The following is a 16092-nucleotide window of genomic DNA, read 5'->3' as shown; positions in this document are numbered from 1 at the left end:
CCCACCGGCCGCCGGTCCTCAGCGCACCGCCTCCCGCAGCGGCATCGGGATGCGGGCCGGCTCGCCCAGGGCCTGGTCCAGGTCGGCCCACAGGTCGTCCACGTCCTCCAGTCCCACCGACAGCCGCAGCAGCCGGTCGCTCACGCCCGCTCCTCGCCGGTCGTCGGCGTCGACGATGCGGTGGCTGATGGACGCGGGGTGCTGGATGAGCGTGTCCACGCTGCCGAGGCTCACCGCCGGGGTCACGAGCCGGACCCGGGAGATGACCTGGTGCGGATCGCCGTGCACCTCGAAGGCGATCATGGCGCCGCCGATGCGGGGGTAGTGGACGCGGGCCACGCGCGGGTCGGCGGCGAGCCGGCGGGCCAGTTCGGCGGCGTTCGCGGAGGCCGCCCGCACCCGCACGGGGAGCGTGGACAGGCCCCGCAGCAGCAGATAGCCGGCGAGCGGATGCAGGACGCCCCCGGTGGCGAACCGGATCTGCCTGAGCCGTCCCGCGAACTCCTCGTCGCAGGCGACCACTCCGGCCAGCACGTCGCCGTGGCCGCCGAGGTACTTGGTGGCGCTGTGCAGCACCACGCGGGCGCCCTGCTCCAGCGGGCGCTGCAGCACGGGCGTGGCGAAGGTGTTGTCCGCCAGCAGCGGGACCGAGCCGCAGGCGTGCGCGACGGCCCGCAGGTCGATCTCGGCGAGGGTCGGGTTGGCCGGGGACTCCACCATCACCAGCCCGGTGTCCGGGCGCAGCGCGTCGGCGATGCCGGCCGGGTCGGTCCAGGTGACCTCGGTGCCGAGCAGCCCGGCGGTGAGCAGATGGTCGCTGCAGCCGTACAGGGGCCGTACGGCGACCACGTGCCGGAGTCCCATGGCGGAGCGTGCGAGCAGGACCGCGCTGAGCGCCGCCATCCCGCTGGCGAAGGCGACCGCGGACTCGGCGCCCTCCAGGCGGGCCAGGGCGGTCTCGAAGCGGGCGACGGTCGGGTTGCCGAGGCGGCCGTAGACGGGCGGTCCGACCGGGTCGGCGCCGTCGGCGGCGAAGGCGTCGATCCGGGCGGCCTCGGCGCGGCTGTCGTAGGAGGGATAGGTGGTGGACAGGTCGATCGGCGGGGCGTGCAGGCCCTGGCGGGCGAGATCGTCGCGGCCGGCGTGCACGGCTTCCGTGGTCAGGGCTCTCGATGCGGTGCGTACCTCGTCGTAGGCACCGGTGCTCGCTGTGTCCATGGCGGAAGGGTGAACATCGGCCGGTTCATCGATGCGGTACACCGTGCTACGTTCGGCCCATGGCCGAATCTGTCGTACTGGATCCGGTGGATCTCCATCTGCTGCGGCTGCTGCAGAACGACGCCCGGATGACCTACCGGGATCTGGCCGCGCAGGTGGGGGTGGCGCCGTCGACCTGTCTGGACCGGGTGACCCGGCTGCGCCGCTGCGGCGTGATCCTCGGTCACCAGCTGCGGCTGGATCCGGCCAAGCTGGGGCGCGGGCTGCAGGCGCTGCTGTCGGTGCAGGTACGGCCGCACCGGCGGGAGCTGGTGGGGCCGTTCGTGGAACGCATCCGGGCGCTGCCGGAGGCGCGGACGGTGTTCCATCTGACCGGCCCGGACGACTATCTGGTGCATGTGGCCGTGGCCGACATGGCCGATCTGCAGCGACTGGTGCTCGACGAGTTCACCGCGCGGCGCGAGGTGGCCCGGGTCGAGACCCGGTTGATCTTCCAGCAGTGGGACTGCGGGCCGCTGCTGCCGCCCGGCCACGCCCACAGCTGAATCCCCCCGTACGTGGGTGACGCGGTGATCCGTCCCGTACGAGGATGGACGCATGTCTGAGACCAAGAGCCCGCTGCCCCGCCAGGTGGCAGACGCGTACGTGGACGACTTCATCGCCCTCGACCCGGTCACCGGTACCTATCTCGGTGTGAAGGAGAGTTCGAGCCGCCTGCCCGACTACTCGCCCGCGGGCCGGGCGGCCCTCGCGGAGCTGGCGCGGGCCACGCTCGCGAAGCTGGACGAGGCGGAGCGGCAGCCGGGGGCGGACAGTGACGCGGAGCGCCGCTGCGGGCGGCTGCTGCGGGAGCGGCTGACCGCCGAGCTCGCCGTGCACGAGGCGGACGAACACCTGCGCGCGGTCGGCAACATGGCCACGCCGGGCCACTCGGTGCGGGACATCTTCACGGTGACGCCGATGCAGACGGAGGAGGACTGGGCGGCGATCGCCGAGCGGCTGCGCGCGGTGCCGGGCGCGCTCGCGGGCTACCGCGAGTCGCTGCAACTCGGCCTGGACCGCAAGCTGTTCGCGGCGCCGCGGCCGACCGCGACGTACATAGGGCAGCTCACGGAGTGGACCGACACGGACGGCAAGGGCCGCGGCTGGTACGAGGACTTCGCCGCCGCCGGCCCTCAGGCGCTGCGCGCGGAGCTGGACGAGGCGGCCCGCGCGGCGACCGGCGCCCTGGTGGAGCTGCGGGACTGGCTGCGCGACGTGTACGCGCCGGCGATCGAGGGCGCCCCGAACACGGTGGGCCGGGAGCGGTACGCGCGCTGGGCGCGCTACTTCAACGGCACCGACCTGGACCTGGACGAGGCGTACGCGTACGGCTGGTCGGAGTTCCACCGGATCCTCGGCGAGATGAAGCAGGAGGCGGAGAAGATCCTGCCCGGCGCCGAGACCCCGTGGGTGGCGCTCGCGCACCTCGACGAGCACGGCCGGCACATCGAGGGCGTGGAGGAGGTGCGGGAGTGGCTGCAGGGCCTGATGGACAAGGCCATCGAGGACCTGGACGGCACGCACTTCGAACTCGCCGAGCGGGTGCGGAGGGTGGAGTCGTGCATCGCCCCGCCCGGCGGCGCCGCGGCCCCCTACTACACGCCGCCGTCGGAGGACTTCTCCCGTCCCGGCCGCACCTGGCTGCCGACCATGGGGCAGACCCGCTTCCCGGTCTACGACCTGGTCTCGACCTGGTACCACGAGGGTGTGCCGGGGCATCACCTGCAGCTCGCGCAGTGGGTGCACGTGGCCGAGAACCTCTCACGCTACCAGGCGACGATCGGCGGGGTGAGCGCCAACGCCGAGGGCTGGGCGCTGTACGCGGAGCGGCTGATGGACGAGCTGGGCTACCTCACGAACCCCGAGGAGCGGCTCGGCTACCTGGACGCGCAGATGATGCGGGCGGCCCGGGTGATCGTGGACATCGGCATGCACCTGGAGCTGGAGATCCCCGCCGACTCCCCGTTCCACCCCGGTGAGCGGTGGACGCCGGAGCTGGCGCAGGAGTTCTTCGGCGCGCACAGCAGCCGGCCGGCGGACTTCGTGGAGAGCGAGCTGACCCGGTACCTGACGATTCCGGGCCAGGCGATCGGCTACAAGCTCGGTGAGCGCGCGTGGCTGCTGGGCCGCGAGAACGCACGCCGGCGGCACGGCGACGCGTTCGACCTGAAGGCCTGGCACATGGCGGCCCTGTCGCAGGGCTCGCTGGGCCTGGACGACCTGGTGGACGAACTCTCCCGGCTCTGACGCCCCGGCGCGGCCCGGCCCGGCTCCCCCGCCACCACCGGCCCGCGCCACCCCGGCACGCACCTCCCCGCCACCACCGGCCCGCGCAACCCGGGCACGCGTCCCCGCCCTGCGGGCACGCACCCCGATCCGCGGGCACGCACCCCCGACCCGCTGCCCCCCCGGCTCACGCCGCTCCCTCCGCCTCGCTGGTCCGTCCGGCCGCCTCCGGTGGCAGGAAGCGGCCGGGGGCGGCTGGCTGGTGGCGGGGGCTGTGCGGAAAGGTGGTGCGGGATGCGGCAGGAAGGGCAGCCGGTGCTGGCGACGCCCCGGGCGGCCGGGCTGGCGGGAGTGGTGTTCGCGCTGCTGCTCGCGGCGGCGATCGTCCTGATGCGGCTGGGCATCCCCGAAGGGGCTGGTGCGGTCGTCCCGCGAGGGTTCACGGACCCCACGCGCCGGCAGGCGGTGCGGACGGCACTCGCGCTCGTCCCGTTCGCCGGCATCGTCTTCCTGTGGTTCATCGGCGCCGTACGGGCGCACGTCGGCGCCGGCGAGGACCAGTTCCTCGCCACCGTCTTCCTCGGCAGCGGGCTGGTCTTCACGGCCATGATGTTCGGCGCGGCCGCCGCCGCGGGGGCCGTCCTCTCCGTCGCGCATCCCACGGGCACGGTGCCGTGGCCGTCCTCGTGGGACTTCGGCCGTCATCTGGCGTACGCGCTGATGACGGAGTACGCCACGCGGATGGCCGCCGTCTTCGTCTCCTCCCTGTCGGTGATCGGCCACCGCCTGCGCATCCTGCCGCGCCCGCTGACGATCCTTGGTTTCCTCACCGCCCTGACGCTGCTGTTCGTCGCGTCCGAGGTGCCCTGGGCGGAACTGGTCTTCCCTGCCTGGTCGCTGGTGCTCAGCCTGTACATCCTCGTGGTGAACATCCGTCCCCGCGCCGCCGCCGATGTCTGACGGACGGGTCAGGCCCGTCGGCCCCGGGGCAGGGGTCCGGTGAGGCCCGAACAGGTCTCCCGACGGGCGGGACGAGCCGACCGCGCTCATGCTGGCACTCGGGACATGACCGCCGTCCGGGCTGCCGCGCGACCCGGCCGGCGCACACCGGACCTGGCTCGGAAGGGCGGAGCATCGATGCGGCTCGTCGTCGACCTCAACAAGTGTCAGGGGTACGCCCAGTGCGCGTTCCTCGCGCCCGACGTCTTCGCCATGCACGGCGAGGAGGCGCTGATCTACAACCCGCACGCGCCCGAGGAGCAGCGGGAACGGCTGGCCCGCGCCGTCGCCGCCTGCCCGGTGCAGGCGATCACCGCGGACGGGCTGGGCGGCATGGGCGAGACGGACACGCAAGCCGCCCGGGAGGCGTCCGATGTCCGCTGACTACGTCGAGTGGCTGCGGCGCGAGGGCCGGATCGTGATCGTCGGCGCCTCGCTCGCCGGCCTGCGCGCCGCCGAGACGCTGCGCGCCGAGGGCTTCGCCGGTGAGCTGACCCTGATCGGTGACGAGCCGTACGAGCCGTACGACCGGCCGCCGCTGTCCAAGTCGGTCCTGCTGGGCAAGGCCTCCCCGCGCCACACGGAGCTGCCGCACCGGCGGGAGACCGACGCCAAGTGGCGGCTCGGCGTCGCGGCGACCGGGCTCGACCTGACGGCCAAGCGGGTCCGGCTGGCCGACGGGGACGAGGTGGAGTACGACCGGCTGCTCATCGCGACCGGCGTGCGCGCCCGGCCCTGGCCGAAGGAGGACGAGGCCCGGCTGGACGGGGTCTGCCTGCTGCGGACCCGGGACGACGCGTCCGATCTGTGCCGGCGGCTGAAGGCCGGGCCGCGCCGGGTGTTCGTCATCGGCGCCGGCTTCGCCGGTTCGGAGATCGCCTCGGCCTGCCGGGAGATGGGCCTGGCCGTCACGGTGGCCGAGCGCGCCGGGGCGCCGCTGGTGGGTGCGCTCGGCGGGGTGATCGGCGCGGTCGCCGCCGATCTCCAGACCGAGAACGGTGTGGACCTGCGCACGCATGTCACGGTGACCGCGCTGGAGGGCGACGCGGTGGGCAGGGTGCGGGCCGTCCACCTGTCCGACGAGAGCGTCGTCGAGGCGGACGTGGTCGTGGTGTCGCTGGGCTCGCAGCGCAACACCGACTGGCTGGCCGGGTCCGGGCTGGGCGCCGGGCCCCGCGGCGTCGCCTGCGACGCGGGCTGCCGCGCCTTCGACTTCCGGGGCATCGTCACCGACGACGTGTTCGTGGCCGGTGACGTCGCACGCTCCCCGCACGCTCTGTTCGGCTACCAGTTCCTGTCGCTGGAGCACTGGGGCAATGCCGTCGCCCAGGCGGAGACGGCCGCGCACAACATGATCTGCCGCGGCGCCGAGCGGCGCCCGCACCTGTGGATGCCGGCGTTCTGGTCGTCGATGTTCGGCGTGAACATCAAGTCGGTCGGTGTGCCGCCCATGGGCGAGCAGCTCATGATCACACAAGGCTCCCTGGCCGAGCGCCGGTTCGTCGGCGTCTACGGCCACCAGGGCCGGGTCGTCGCCGCCGTGAGCTTCGACAACACGCGGTGGCTGGAGTTCTACGCCCGGCAGATCGAGCGGGGCGCGCCGTTCCCGGTGGAGTTCCCGACGATGGACCGGCGCCCCGAGGGCCGGCAGCCGGTGGCGGCCGACTTCCCCGACCCGTCGCTGCCGACCCACGGCCCCACCGTGACCCTCAGCGGCTACTCGCCGGCCGACCAGCAGCTGGTCTTCCACCCCGCCCGCCACTGACCGCCGCCCGGCCCGATGCCCCAAGGACGCGTCATGACGCACACGTCACTGTTCCGCCAGATCACCGACTTCGCCAACCGCGCCGACCCGTACCCGCTGTACGAGGAACTCCGCAAGACCCCGGTGCTGCACGAGGAGGAGGGCGGCCCGTACGTCTTCAGCTCGTACTACGACATCGAGGCGCTGCTGCACGATCCCCGGGTCAGCTCCGACTCGGCCAACCTCGCCGCCGCCGGAGAGGACCCGCTGGCCCAGGGAGAGGAGACGGGCGGGCTGCCGCCGTCCTTCCTGCGGCTCGACCCGCCCGAGCACGACCGGCTGCGGCGGATCGCCAACAGCGCCTTCGGGCCGCCGCACCGGCCGCGCCGGGTGGACGACCTGCGGGGCGACATGGCGGCCACGGTCAAGGGGCTGATCGACGGTTTCGGTCAGGCCCGCCAGATCGACCTGGTCGACCAGTTCGCGTATCCGTTCCCGGTGACGGTGATCTGCCGGCTGCTCGGTGTGCCGCGGGAGGACGAGCCCCGCTTCCGCAGCTGGGTCGATCCCCTGGTCGCCACGCTGGACCCGGAGACCCGCCAGAACCCCGATCCGGAGTTCGCGAAGCAGGCCCAGGAAGCGCGGATGCAGCTCGGGATGTACCTGGCCGGGCTGGTGGAGCAGCGCACCAAGGAGCCGCAGGACGACCTGCTGTCCGACCTGGTCGACAGCCGCGGTCCGGAGGGCGCCATGACGATGATGGAGGTGCTCAGCACCGCGGTGCTGCTGCTGATCGCCGGCCACGAGACGACGGTCAACCTGATCACGAACGGCATGCTGACCCTGCTGCGCCACCCGGACGTCCTGCAGCGCCTGCGGCAGGACCCGGGCCTGTCGGTGCGGGTCGTGGAGGAACTGCTGCGCTACGAACCGCCGGTGCAGATCGTGCCGCAGCGCACCACCATCACCGACATCGAGGTGCGCGGGGTCACCATCCCCAAGGGCGCGCGCGTGTGGCTGGTCCTGGCGGCCGGCAACCGTGACCCCGAGCGCTTCAAGGACCCGCAGCGCTTCGACCCGGACCGCGAGGACCTCCAGCACCTCGGCTTCGGCAGCGGCATCCACAGCTGCTTCGGCGCTCCGCTGGCCCGCCTCGAGACGCAGATCGCGCTGTCCGAACTGGCCCGGAGGCTGGAGAACCCCCGCCTGGCCGAGGACCCGCCGCCGTACCGGCAGAACGCGGTGCTGCGCGGGCCCCGGCATCTGAACATCGTCTTCGACGGCCTGAGACCCTGAGGTCAGGGGGCCGGGATCCGGCTGAGCCGCACCAGCCCGACCCAGGTTTCCGGACCCGGCTGCACATACGCGGCCCGCACCGCGTAGGTGCCGGCCTCCAGCGGCACCCGCAGGTGTTCGGTGCGCTCGGCGGCCTGCCCCGGCCAGGCCGAGTCGAACAGCAGCACCGGGCCGGGCACCCGCCAGTGCACCTCGCTGCCCCAGACGGCCGTGTCCAGGGCGGCGGGGACGGTCGCGAGCAGTTCCTGCTCGGAGTCGGCGGCCGACCACCGTACGAAGGTGGCGTGTTCGGGGAGGTAGGAGGTGGAGGCCGGTTCGTCGCCGAACACCAGGGCCGCGCTGTCGCCGACGGGCAGGAGGCCGACGTACCCGTCGACCTCGCAGGCGCGGTCGTAGTCCGTGTCGAGTTCCTCGCTGTCGGCGCCCGCCCAGAAGGGCAGCACCGTCTCGGGGACGGCGATCAGCGGGCCGCCGCCCGATTCCACCCACTCCAGCGCGCCTGGATCCGCATATCGAGCCATGGGCAGGGAATCTACCCGGGTGTCGATCAGCAGCCGCACTCGCCTTCGACGGGCGCGGTCAGCGGATCGGCGGCGCGCTGCTCCCGCCCCTGCCAGGTCTCGTACGCGAAGCCCTCGCGCGTCCAGTACTCGAAGCCGCCGAGCATCTCCTTGACCTGGTAGCCGAGTTCGGCGAGGGCGAGGGCGGCGCGGGTGGCGCCGTTGCAGCCGGGGCCCCAGCAGTACGTCACCACGGGCACGGATCCGTCCAGGAGCTGCTCGGCCTGCTCGGGGACGAGCGCGGTGGGCAGGTGGACCGCGCCGGGGATGTGGCCCTGGTCCCAGGCCTCGGTGGAGCGGGAGTCCACGAGGACGAACCCGGGGGCGCCGCCGGCCGCGAGCGCGGCGGCCACGTCGGAGACGTCGGCGTGGAAGGCCAGAGCGGCCCGGAAGTAGGCGGCGGCCTCGGCGGGGGCGGCGGGCGCGACGCGCAGGACGGGGTTCGCGGAGGCCTGGACGGCGTTGGTGATCATGACAGGGAAACTACGGCCCTCCGGCCGCCGCCTGAAGGGGAGATCCACGGCACCGCCCTTGCCGGGGCCGGGATTTCCCTGCTATCCATCCGTGATGACCGTGTATTCCCCGGACGCCACCGACTGGCGCATTCTCGAGGTCCTCCAGCGGGAGGGCCGGGCCAGCTACGCCGAGCTGGCGCGGGCCGTCTCCATGTCGCCGAGCGCCGTCACCGAACGGGTCCGCCGGCTGGAGGAGGCGGGCGTGATCCAGGGGTACGCGGCGGTGGTCGACCCCGAGCGGCTCGGGCTGCCGATCCTGGCGTTCGTGCGGCTGCGCTATCCGAACGGCAACTACAAGCCCTTCCACGACCTGGTGTCCGCGACACCCGAGATCCTGGAGGCGCACCACGTGACGGGCGACGACTGCTTCGTCATCAAGGTCGCCGCGCGGTCCATGGGACACCTGGAGGAGATCTCCGGGAGGATCGGCGCACTGGGCTCGGTGACCACGAGCGTCGTGTACTCCTCACCGCTGCCCCGGCGCGCGCTGGGCCGCTGACCGGTCAGACGCCCCGCTGCCGCAGCGCCGACCCCGATCTGCCCTTGACGACCTCCAGTTGGGCGTGGATGCGGCGGCGCAGGTCGCCGACGTGGCTGACGATGCCGACGCTGCGGTCGCGTTCGCGCAGGGAGTCCAGGACGTCCAGGACCTCGTCGAGGGTCTGGTCGTCGAGGCTGCCGAAGCCCTCGTCGATGAAGAGGGTGTCGAGGCGGACGCCGCCGGCCTCGTCGGTGACGACGTCGGCGAGGCCGAGGGCGAGGGCGAGGGAGGCGAAGAAGGTCTCGCCGCCGGACAGGGTGGCGGTGTCGCGTTCCCGCCCGGTCCAGGCGTCGACCACGTGCAGCCCCAGTCCGCTGCGGCCGCGTCCGGTGCGGTCATCGGAGTGGACGAGGGTGTAGCGGCCCGACGACATGCGCTGCAGCCGCGCGGTCGCGGCGGCGGCGACCTGCTCGAGGCGGGCGGCGAGCACATACGACTCCAGGCGCATCCTGCGCTCGTTGTCGGCGGAGGTGCCCGCGGTGAGGGCGGCGAGCCGGGCGACCCGGTCGTACTCCTCGCGGAGCGGTGCGAGACGCCGTACGGCCTCGGTGGCGCGCGTGGAGAGGCGGTCGAGCTCGGCGCAGCAGCGGGCCGCCGCGTCGCGCGCCGACGCCGCGGCGCGCAGCCGGTGTTCGGCGGTGGCCGCCGCGCGCTCGGCGGCGGCCAGGTCGGCGGGCGGGCGCTGGGCGGCGGCCGCGGTGTCGGCCTCGGCCAGCACCGCGCGGACGGCGGCCTCCTCCGTCTGCCAGGCGTCCAGGCGGTGCTGCAGCTCGCGGTGGGCCGCGGCGTCCAGGAGGGCGGCGGCCGCGTCCTGCGGGGTGTCGAAGCCGGCGCGGTAGGCGGCGTCGGCGAGGCGGGCGTCGGCGTCCTTCAGGCGCTGGGCGGCGTCCTCGGCGGCGCGTACGGCTTCGGCGGCGTCGGTGAGCAGCGCCGCCTGCCGCTCCAGCTGCGCGGCGCGGGCGGCCACGCTGCCCAGGCTGCCGCGCGCCTGCGCCAACTCGGCCTCCAGCCGGGCCTGTTCGCGCTCCAGGGTGTCGCGCCGGGTGAGCCGGGAGGCGGCCCGTACGGCGGCCTGCTGGCGGTCGGCGAGGCGCCGCTCGCGCTCCTGCTCGGCGCGCCGCAGGTCCTCGTGGGCGGCGTGCAGCGCGGAGGCGGCGCGTCGGGCGCGGGCGTACTCCTCCTCCAGCTCGGCGGCCTCGGCCTCCAGTCGGGCGGTGGGTGTGTCGCCCGCCTCGGCGGTGGCGGCGGCCAGTGCCTCGCGGACGACGCCGAGCCGGCGCTCCTCCTCGGCATGCTGCCGGTCGGCCTGCTGGGAGGCGCGGTGGGCCTGTTCCTCGGTCTCGCGGTCGACGTGTCCGGCGACCTTGCGGGCCGGTGCGGGGTGTGCGGTGGCTCCGCAGACGGCGCAGGGCTCGCCGTCGGTGAGGCGGGCGGCCAGTTCGGCGGCGATGCCGTTCAGGCGCTGTTCCTTGAGGTCGAGCCAGTGGGCGCGGGCGTCGAGGGCGCGCTGCCCGGCCGCCTGCGCCCGGCGCTGGGCGTCCTGGAGGTCCGCGGCCAGCTGGTCCCGGGTGCGGGCCGCGTCGAGGCGCCTCGCCATCGGTTCGCGCCGGACGGCGAGCTGTTCGGCGCGGGTGGCGGCCTCCTGCGCGGCGTCGACGCGGGACTGCAGTGCCGCCCGGGTGGTGTCCCAGCCGGCGAGCCAGGCATCGGCCTCGCGGAGCACGTCGTCGTCGGCGCGGTCCTGGCGATCGAGGCCGGAGCGCTCCTCGGCCAGTTCGGCGAGCCTGCGTTCGGCGCGCCGGGCCGCGTCGAGGCCGCCCAGCTCCTCGGCGGCCCGGCGGGCGGCGGCGGCGAGTCCGGCCGCGCCCGCGTCGGCGCAGGAGCCGGGGAGCAGGCCGCGCGCGTGTGTCTCGGCCGCGGCCGCCCTGCGGTGCTCCTCCTCGGCGGCCCGGCGCAGCTGAAGTGCGGGCGCGACGGCCTCCGCCTTGCGGGACCGCTCCATGCGCCGCTGGTCCTCCTGGTGGGCGCCGGCCCGCTCCTGGAGCCGCTCGGCGCGCCGCCGGGCCTCGGCGAAGCGGCTCTGCAGCCGGGCGAGTTCGCGTGCCTCGTCCAGGGCGTGCCGGGCCTCGGCGTGGGCGGACTCGGCGGCGGTGAGACGGCAGTGGGCGACGGTGAGGCGTTCGCGCGCGGTGGCGCGGGCGACGGCGGCGGCGCCGAGGACGGCGTCGGCCAGGCCGGGGTCGCCGGGGGCCAGCTCCGGCAGCTCCATGGCGTCGCCGGCCTCCTGCTGCATGCGGTGGGCGTCGGCGAGCAGCGCCGCGTCGCCGTCACGCACGCGTGCCTCGGTGGCGCGGCGGCGCTCGGCGAGGCGCTTCTCGACGTCGGCGAAGCGCTGGGTGTCGAAGAGGCGGCCGAGCAGCCGGCCGCGGGCCTCGGCGTCGGCGCGCAGGAACCGCGCGAAGTCGCCCTGGGGCAGCAGGACGACCTGGCAGAACTGCTCGCGGCTCATGCCGAGCAGCTGGGTGATCTCCTCGCCGATCTCCTGGTGGGAGCGGCTGCGGTCGCGCCAGACGCCCGCCTCGGCGTCGTACTCCCGCAGCCAGGTCTGGGCCTTGTCGACGGTGGTGCCCTTGCCGCGCAGCTTGGGCCGCTCCCAGGGCGGCTGCCGGGTGATCTCCAGGCGGCGGCCGGCGACGGTGAGGTCGAGGCGGACCTCGGTGCGGGTGCGGGGGTCGGCGTGGTCGCTGCGCAGATGCATGCCCTGGCCGCTCTGCCGGGCGCCGGGGACGGAGCCGTACAGGGCGTAGCAGACGGCGTCCAGGACGGAGGTCTTGCCGGCGCCGGTGGGGCCGTGCAGCAGGAACAGTCCGGCGGCGGACAGGGCGTCGAAGTCGACGCTCTGGGAGCCGCCGAAGGGCCCGAACGCGGTGATGTCGAGCCGGTGCAGCCTCACCGGGCCACCTCCCGCACGGCGTCGTCGGCGCGCACGGCGTCGAAGGCGTCGCGCAGGACGGCCCTCTCCTGCTCGTCGGGTCCGGCGCCGCGCACATGGGCGACGAAGTCCTCGGCGATCTGCTGGTCGGTGCGTCCGGCGAGCCGCCGTGCGTAGGACACCTCGGGGTCGCCGGGGGCGCGCTCGGGGGCGAAGACGAGGCTGAGGGTGTGCGGGAAGCGTTCGGTGAGCCGGGCCATGGGGTCGGCGGGGCGGACCGGGTCGGTGAGGGTGGCCTCGACCCAGGCCTCCTCGTGGCGGGCCAGCGCGGGATCGGCGAGCAGGTCGTCCAGGGCGCCCCTGATGCGGGCCAGCGGGCGCGGCACCGGGCAGTCGACGCGCTCGGCGGTCACGGAGCCGTCGGCGCCGAGGTCGACGAGCCACATGCTCTTGCGGTGGCCGGCCTCGGAGAAGGAGTACGCGAGGGGGGAGCCCGAGTAGCGCACGCGCTCGGTGATGGTCTGGCAGCCGTGCAGATGGCCGAGGGCCGCGTAGTCGACGCCGTCGAAGACTCCGGCCGGGACGGCGGCGACCCCGCCGACGGTGATGTCCCGCTCGCTGTCGCTGGCCTGGCCGCCGGTGACGAAGGCATGCGCGAGGACCACCGAGCGGGTGCCGGGCGGGCGCGTGGCGAGGTCGGCGCGGACCCGGTCCATGGCGGCGCTCAGCACGGCCTCGTGGCCGGCCTTGTCCACCCCGAACTCGTCCTTGACCAGGGCGGGTTCGAGGTACGGCAGGCCGTAGAAGGCGACGTCGCCGTGGGCGTCGGCCAGTACGACCGGGGTGGCGACGGCGGAGGGCTCGGTGCGCAGGTGGATGCCCGCACGGTCGATGAGTCCGGCGCCGACGCCGAGCCGGCGGGCGGAGTCGTGGTTGCCGGAGATCATCACCGTGGGCACGCCGAGCTCCGCGAGGCGGTGCAGGGCGTCGTCGAACAGCTCGACCGCGGCGAGCGGCGGCACCGCGCGGTCGTACACATCGCCCGCCACGACCACCGCGTCCACCGCGCGCTCGCGCACGGTGGTGACGAGGTGACCGATGAACCCGGCCTGGGCCCCGAGCATGTTCACCCGGTGGAAGGCCCGGCCGAGATGCCAGTCGGACGTGTGCAGGAGTCTCATGATCCCCGAGACTAACGGCCGGGTCTGACATCACGGGCGGTTACTCCCGTATCAGCCCGTCATGACCCGCCAAGCCCGGCCCGTTATGCCCGGTCAGAGCCGAACGTCAGGCGTCTCCGTAGGCTTCGCCGCCCAGTTCGAAGCCGGCCGTGCCCGCTGTCGCGTCGGCGAGCCAGGCGCGGAAGGCGTCCACGTCGGCGTCCGGCAGCCCGATCTCGATGGCGGCCTGCTCGCCGTAGCGGACGTCGCGGACCTCGCGTCCGGTGGCGCGCAGGTCGTTCTGCAGCTTCCCGGCCCGCTGGTGGTCGACGGTCACCGTGGCCAGCCGGAAGCGGCGCCGGGTGAGCGTGCCGAGCACGTCCAGGGTCTCGCCGACGGCTCCGCCGTAGGCGCGGATGAGTCCGCCGGCGCCGAGCTTGACGCCTCCGTAGTACCGGGTGACGACTGCGACGACGTAGCGCATCTCACGGCGCAGCAGCATCTGCAGCATGGGGACGCCCGCCGTGCCGCCCGGCTCGCCGTCGTCGCTCGCCTTCTGCACGGAGGCGTCGGCGCCGATGACGTACGCCCAGCAGTTGTGGGTGGCGTCGGCGTGCTCCTTGCGCACGGACGCGATGAAGTCCTGCGCCTCCTGCTCGGTGGCGGCCGGGGCGAGGGCGCACAGGAACCGGGAGCGGTTGATCTCGGTCTCGTGCACGCCCGCGCGGGCGACTGTGCGGTACTGGTCCTGCATCCGGTCAGCCTATGCGGTGCCCGCCGGCGGCGGTCACGGCGCGTACCGGGGCATGCGGCCGCGTGCGGTCGGGCACGCGCGTGGAGGCCGGCCGCAGCGCACGCCGGCCTCCGGCGGTCGGGCACGCGCGTGTGCGGGTCGGTGCGGCCCGGGCGGTCACACGCGCGCGTAGCGCTACTTCTTCGTCCCGCGCGGTACGGTCAGCGAGGTCAGCAGGGCCGTGCCGGGGCCGAGGGAGGGCCAGCCGGGGCCGTGCCAGGAGAGGATGGCGATCGCGGCGGTCGGGAACTTCGTCCGCACCCGGTCCAGCGTGTCGTCGAGACCGTCCCCGGCCAGCTCCAGGACCAGCTTCTCGAGGCCCGGGTTGTGCCCGACGAGCAGCAGCGTCTCCACCTGGCGCGGCGTCTCGCGGACCGCCTCCAGCAGCTCGGGCACGGCCGCCGCGTACAGCCGCCGGTCGTAGCGCACCGGCGGCGGGGTGCCCCATTCGGCGGAGGCCAGCTCCCAGGTGCGGCGGGCGCGTACGGCCGTGGAGCACAGGGCGAGGTCGGGCAGGCAGTCGGCCTCGGCGAGGGCGCGCCCGGCGGCGGGGGCGTCGCGCAGGCCGCGCGGGGCGAGGGGCCTGGCGTGGTCCTCGACGCCCTCGGGCCGGGCGGACTTGGCGTGCCGCAGGACGACCAGCCGGCGCAGCGGTCCCGCGTCCGCCCGCGCGATCACGCCGGGCTCCCGAGGTCGCGGGCGAGGTCGAGGGCCGGCAGGCGGTCGGCGTAGACATACGTCTCGAACCGCGCTCCGTCGGGCAGGCCCGGGTCGCGCTCGACGTCCCGCAGCACGTCCAGCACCCCGGGCAGGTCGAGGTCGTTCTCCCATGCGGAGCGCAGCCGCTCGCGCACCTCCTCCGGCACGGGCCGCGACGGCTGCCTCGCCCACCCGGCGACGGCCCGCCGCCACCGCGCCAGGAGTTCGCCGGCCTCCGCCAGGGCACCGGGATTCAGCCGCACCGGCTCCCGCCGCGGAACGCGGAGCAGCGCGAGCCGGAGAGCGGCGGGATCGGCGAGCAGGACGTCCGGAACGAGGCGGGCGGTGCCCGCTCCGGCCTGTCCGGACCCGGGCTCGGCGGCACGACCCGCGGTCGGCCCGGAACCCGGCGGGGACACGCTCCGCCCGCTCACCGGCTCCTCGCCCGTCCACTCCACCGGCGCGACCTCCATCACCGGGCCGGGGCCGGAGGCAGTCGTGCGGTCGGCGGTCACCTGGATCGCCCGGGTCTTCGGCGGGCCCGGCGCGAGGTCGCGGGCGTCCTCGAAGGGGCGGATGGACAGCGTGGTCGCTGCGGTGCCCAGACCGGCGGCGCCGTGGGGGGCGGCCAGGGTCGTCCAGACCGGGGTGCCGTCCAGCTCCAGTGCGCGGACGAGGAGGTCGGCGGTGAGCAGCACCCGCAGGGACGTCGGGTCGGGGCCGCAGGCGTGGGCCTCGACACGGGTCAGGCCGCGGCGGGCGGGCGCGGCGGGGACCAGTTCACCGGTTCGGGCGTCGAGGATGCGCAGCACGGGGTGAGCGTAGGCGGCCCGGCGGTCGCGCGCAGGCATCTCGGGCGCGTTCGGGACATGGTGGCGCGAGGGGGCGGGCGGGAATCCGGACCCGGCTCGCCGATGTTGCTCAGGCGACGAGTTTCCCGCAGCCCGAGGAGGCGGCCGTGTACGGCGACGAAGCGACGATCCGCAGGATCCTGACGGAGCTGGGCGACACCTGGGCGGTGGTCGGCCTGTCCGGCAACCGGAGCCGGGCGGCGTACGGCGTGGCGCAGGTGCTGCAGCGGTACGGCAAGCGGATCGTGCCGGTGCATCCGAAGGCCGAGACCGTGCACGGCGAGCGGGGCTACGCCTCCCTCGCGGAGATCCCCTTCGACGTGGACGTGGTCGACGTCTTCGTCAACAGCGAGCTGGCCGGCGCGGTGGCCGACGAGGCCGTGGCGAAGGGCGCGCGGGCGGTGTGGTTCCAGCTCGGCGTCGTGGACGAGGGGGCCTACGAACGTACCCGATCGGCCGGTCTGGACATGGTCATGGACCGGTGCCCGGCCATCGAAATTCCCCTCCTGGGCTAGC

16 protein-coding genes are annotated in these 16092 nt (G+C 74.7%); 8 read left to right on the top strand and 8 right to left on the bottom strand.

Features of this window, described 5'->3' with window-relative positions; genetic code table 11:
• Window positions 1–18: 18 nt before the first annotated feature.
• On the bottom strand, window positions 19–1218 hold the full coding sequence (locus tag OG956_RS31275) for a trans-sulfuration enzyme family protein (protein WP_330341360.1): 1200 nt from the start codon (window positions 1216–1218) through the stop codon (window positions 19–21).
• Window positions 1219–1277: 59 nt separating this feature from the next.
• On the opposite strand from OG956_RS31275, the gene OG956_RS31270 reads away from it, so the two are divergent.
• The 6 genes from OG956_RS31270 to OG956_RS31245 all read left to right on the top strand — a co-directional run bounded on the left by OG956_RS31270 (window position 1278) and on the right by OG956_RS31245 (window position 7525).
• Window positions 1278–1763 (top strand): Lrp/AsnC family transcriptional regulator, encoded by a 486-nt coding sequence (locus OG956_RS31270; RefSeq protein ID WP_330341359.1) that lies wholly within the window; start codon window positions 1278–1280, stop codon window positions 1761–1763.
• 52 nt (window positions 1764–1815) lie between these two features.
• Window positions 1816–3507, top strand: a complete 1692-nt coding sequence (locus OG956_RS31265) for a DUF885 domain-containing protein (RefSeq protein WP_330341358.1) — start codon at window positions 1816–1818, stop codon at window positions 3505–3507.
• 273 nt (window positions 3508–3780) lie between these two features.
• Window positions 3781–4446 carry a hypothetical protein gene (locus OG956_RS31260; protein WP_330341357.1) on the top strand — a complete coding sequence of 222 codons (666 nt, stop codon included), beginning with the start codon at window positions 3781–3783 and terminating at the stop codon, window positions 4444–4446.
• A gap of 177 nt (window positions 4447–4623) precedes the next feature.
• Window positions 4624–4869, top strand: a complete 246-nt coding sequence (locus OG956_RS31255; RefSeq protein WP_330341356.1) for a ferredoxin — start codon at window positions 4624–4626, stop codon at window positions 4867–4869.
• Window positions 4859–6250, top strand: coding sequence for an NAD(P)/FAD-dependent oxidoreductase (locus OG956_RS31250; protein WP_330341355.1), 1392 nt, complete (start codon window positions 4859–4861; stop codon window positions 6248–6250). Before OG956_RS31255 ends, OG956_RS31250 begins: the two co-directional genes overlap by 11 nt.
• A 33-nt stretch (window positions 6251–6283) precedes the next feature.
• Window positions 6284–7525, top strand: a complete 1242-nt coding sequence (locus OG956_RS31245) for a cytochrome P450 (RefSeq protein WP_330341354.1) — start codon at window positions 6284–6286, stop codon at window positions 7523–7525.
• Window positions 7526–7527: 2 nt separating this feature from the next.
• Here OG956_RS31245 and OG956_RS31240 read toward each other — a convergent pair whose 3' ends face one another.
• Window positions 7528–8046: an immunity 21 family protein gene (locus tag OG956_RS31240; RefSeq protein ID WP_330341353.1), complete on the bottom strand. Its 519-nt coding sequence runs from the start codon at window positions 8044–8046 to the stop codon at window positions 7528–7530.
• A 26-nt stretch (window positions 8047–8072) separates the two neighbouring features.
• Complete coding sequence (locus OG956_RS31235) at window positions 8073–8558, bottom strand: rhodanese-like domain-containing protein (protein WP_330341352.1); 486 nt, start codon at window positions 8556–8558, stop codon at window positions 8073–8075.
• 94 nt (window positions 8559–8652) lie between these two features.
• On the opposite strand from OG956_RS31235, the gene OG956_RS31230 reads away from it, so the two are divergent.
• On the top strand, window positions 8653–9099 hold the full coding sequence (locus tag OG956_RS31230) for an Lrp/AsnC family transcriptional regulator (RefSeq protein ID WP_330341351.1): 447 nt from the start codon (window positions 8653–8655) through the stop codon (window positions 9097–9099).
• Window positions 9100–9103: 4 nt separating this feature from the next.
• Here the strand turns inward: OG956_RS31230 and OG956_RS31225 are convergent, their stop codons facing one another.
• The 5 genes from OG956_RS31225 to OG956_RS31205 all read right to left on the bottom strand — a co-directional run bounded on the left by OG956_RS31225 (window position 9104) and on the right by OG956_RS31205 (window position 15537).
• Complete coding sequence (locus OG956_RS31225) at window positions 9104–12094, bottom strand: SMC family ATPase (protein WP_330341350.1); 2991 nt, start codon at window positions 12092–12094, stop codon at window positions 9104–9106.
• On the bottom strand, window positions 12091–13254 hold the full coding sequence (locus OG956_RS31220) for an exonuclease SbcCD subunit D (RefSeq protein WP_330341349.1): 1164 nt from the start codon (window positions 13252–13254) through the stop codon (window positions 12091–12093). The genes OG956_RS31225 and OG956_RS31220 overlap by 4 nt, the downstream gene beginning before the upstream one ends.
• Before the next feature lie 106 nt (window positions 13255–13360).
• Entirely contained in the window at window positions 13361–13987 is a 627-nt protein-coding gene (locus tag OG956_RS31215) for a YigZ family protein (RefSeq protein ID WP_330341348.1), read from the bottom strand.
• Window positions 13988–14161: 174 nt separating this feature from the next.
• A complete protein-coding gene (locus OG956_RS31210) occupies window positions 14162–14704 on the bottom strand; it encodes a SixA phosphatase family protein (RefSeq protein ID WP_330341347.1) in 543 nt (180 codons plus the stop codon).
• The gene (locus OG956_RS31205; protein WP_330341346.1) at window positions 14701–15537 is read right to left on the bottom strand and encodes a hypothetical protein; all 837 of its coding nucleotides are present in this window, start codon (window positions 15535–15537) and stop codon (window positions 14701–14703) included. Before OG956_RS31205 ends, OG956_RS31210 begins: the two co-directional genes overlap by 4 nt.
• A 146-nt stretch (window positions 15538–15683) precedes the next feature.
• Here OG956_RS31205 and OG956_RS31200 point away from each other — a divergent pair, with 146 nt between their 5' ends.
• Window positions 15684–16091: a CoA-binding protein gene (locus OG956_RS31200; protein ID WP_330341345.1), complete on the top strand. Its 408-nt coding sequence runs from the start codon at window positions 15684–15686 to the stop codon at window positions 16089–16091.
• The last annotated feature ends 1 nt before the right edge of the window (window position 16092 follow it).

This window comes from Streptomyces sp. NBC_00557 (genome assembly GCF_036345995.1).
In the GTDB taxonomy this organism is placed as follows: domain Bacteria; phylum Actinomycetota; class Actinomycetes; order Streptomycetales; family Streptomycetaceae; genus Streptomyces.
Note: the sequence above shows the minus strand (reverse complement) of the source record. Positions and strands in the feature narration are given on the sequence as shown.

Excerpts from the sequence above, each read along its gene's own strand:
- OG956_RS31230 (WP_330341351.1), top strand. The coding sequence starts at position 8,653 with ATGACCGTGTATTCCCCGGACGCCACCGACTGGCGCATTCTCGAGGTC.
- OG956_RS31240 (WP_330341353.1), bottom strand. The coding sequence starts at position 8,046 with ATGGCTCGATATGCGGATCCAGGCGCGCTGGAGTGGGTGGAATCGGGC.
- OG956_RS31235 (WP_330341352.1), bottom strand. The coding sequence starts at position 8,558 with ATGATCACCAACGCCGTCCAGGCCTCCGCGAACCCCGTCCTGCGCGTC.
- OG956_RS31270 (WP_330341359.1), top strand. The coding sequence starts at position 1,278 with ATGGCCGAATCTGTCGTACTGGATCCGGTGGATCTCCATCTGCTGCGG.
- OG956_RS31275 (WP_330341360.1), bottom strand. The coding sequence starts at position 1,218 with ATGGACACAGCGAGCACCGGTGCCTACGACGAGGTACGCACCGCATCG.
- OG956_RS31265 (WP_330341358.1), top strand. The coding sequence starts at position 1,816 with ATGTCTGAGACCAAGAGCCCGCTGCCCCGCCAGGTGGCAGACGCGTAC.
- OG956_RS31255 (WP_330341356.1), top strand. The coding sequence starts at position 4,624 with ATGCGGCTCGTCGTCGACCTCAACAAGTGTCAGGGGTACGCCCAGTGC.
- OG956_RS31215 (WP_330341348.1), bottom strand. The coding sequence starts at position 13,987 with ATGCAGGACCAGTACCGCACAGTCGCCCGCGCGGGCGTGCACGAGACC.
- OG956_RS31220 (WP_330341349.1), bottom strand. The coding sequence starts at position 13,254 with ATGAGACTCCTGCACACGTCCGACTGGCATCTCGGCCGGGCCTTCCAC.
- OG956_RS31250 (WP_330341355.1), top strand. The coding sequence starts at position 4,859 with ATGTCCGCTGACTACGTCGAGTGGCTGCGGCGCGAGGGCCGGATCGTG.
- OG956_RS31260 (WP_330341357.1), top strand. The coding sequence starts at position 3,781 with ATGCGGCAGGAAGGGCAGCCGGTGCTGGCGACGCCCCGGGCGGCCGGG.
- OG956_RS31245 (WP_330341354.1), top strand. The coding sequence starts at position 6,284 with ATGACGCACACGTCACTGTTCCGCCAGATCACCGACTTCGCCAACCGC.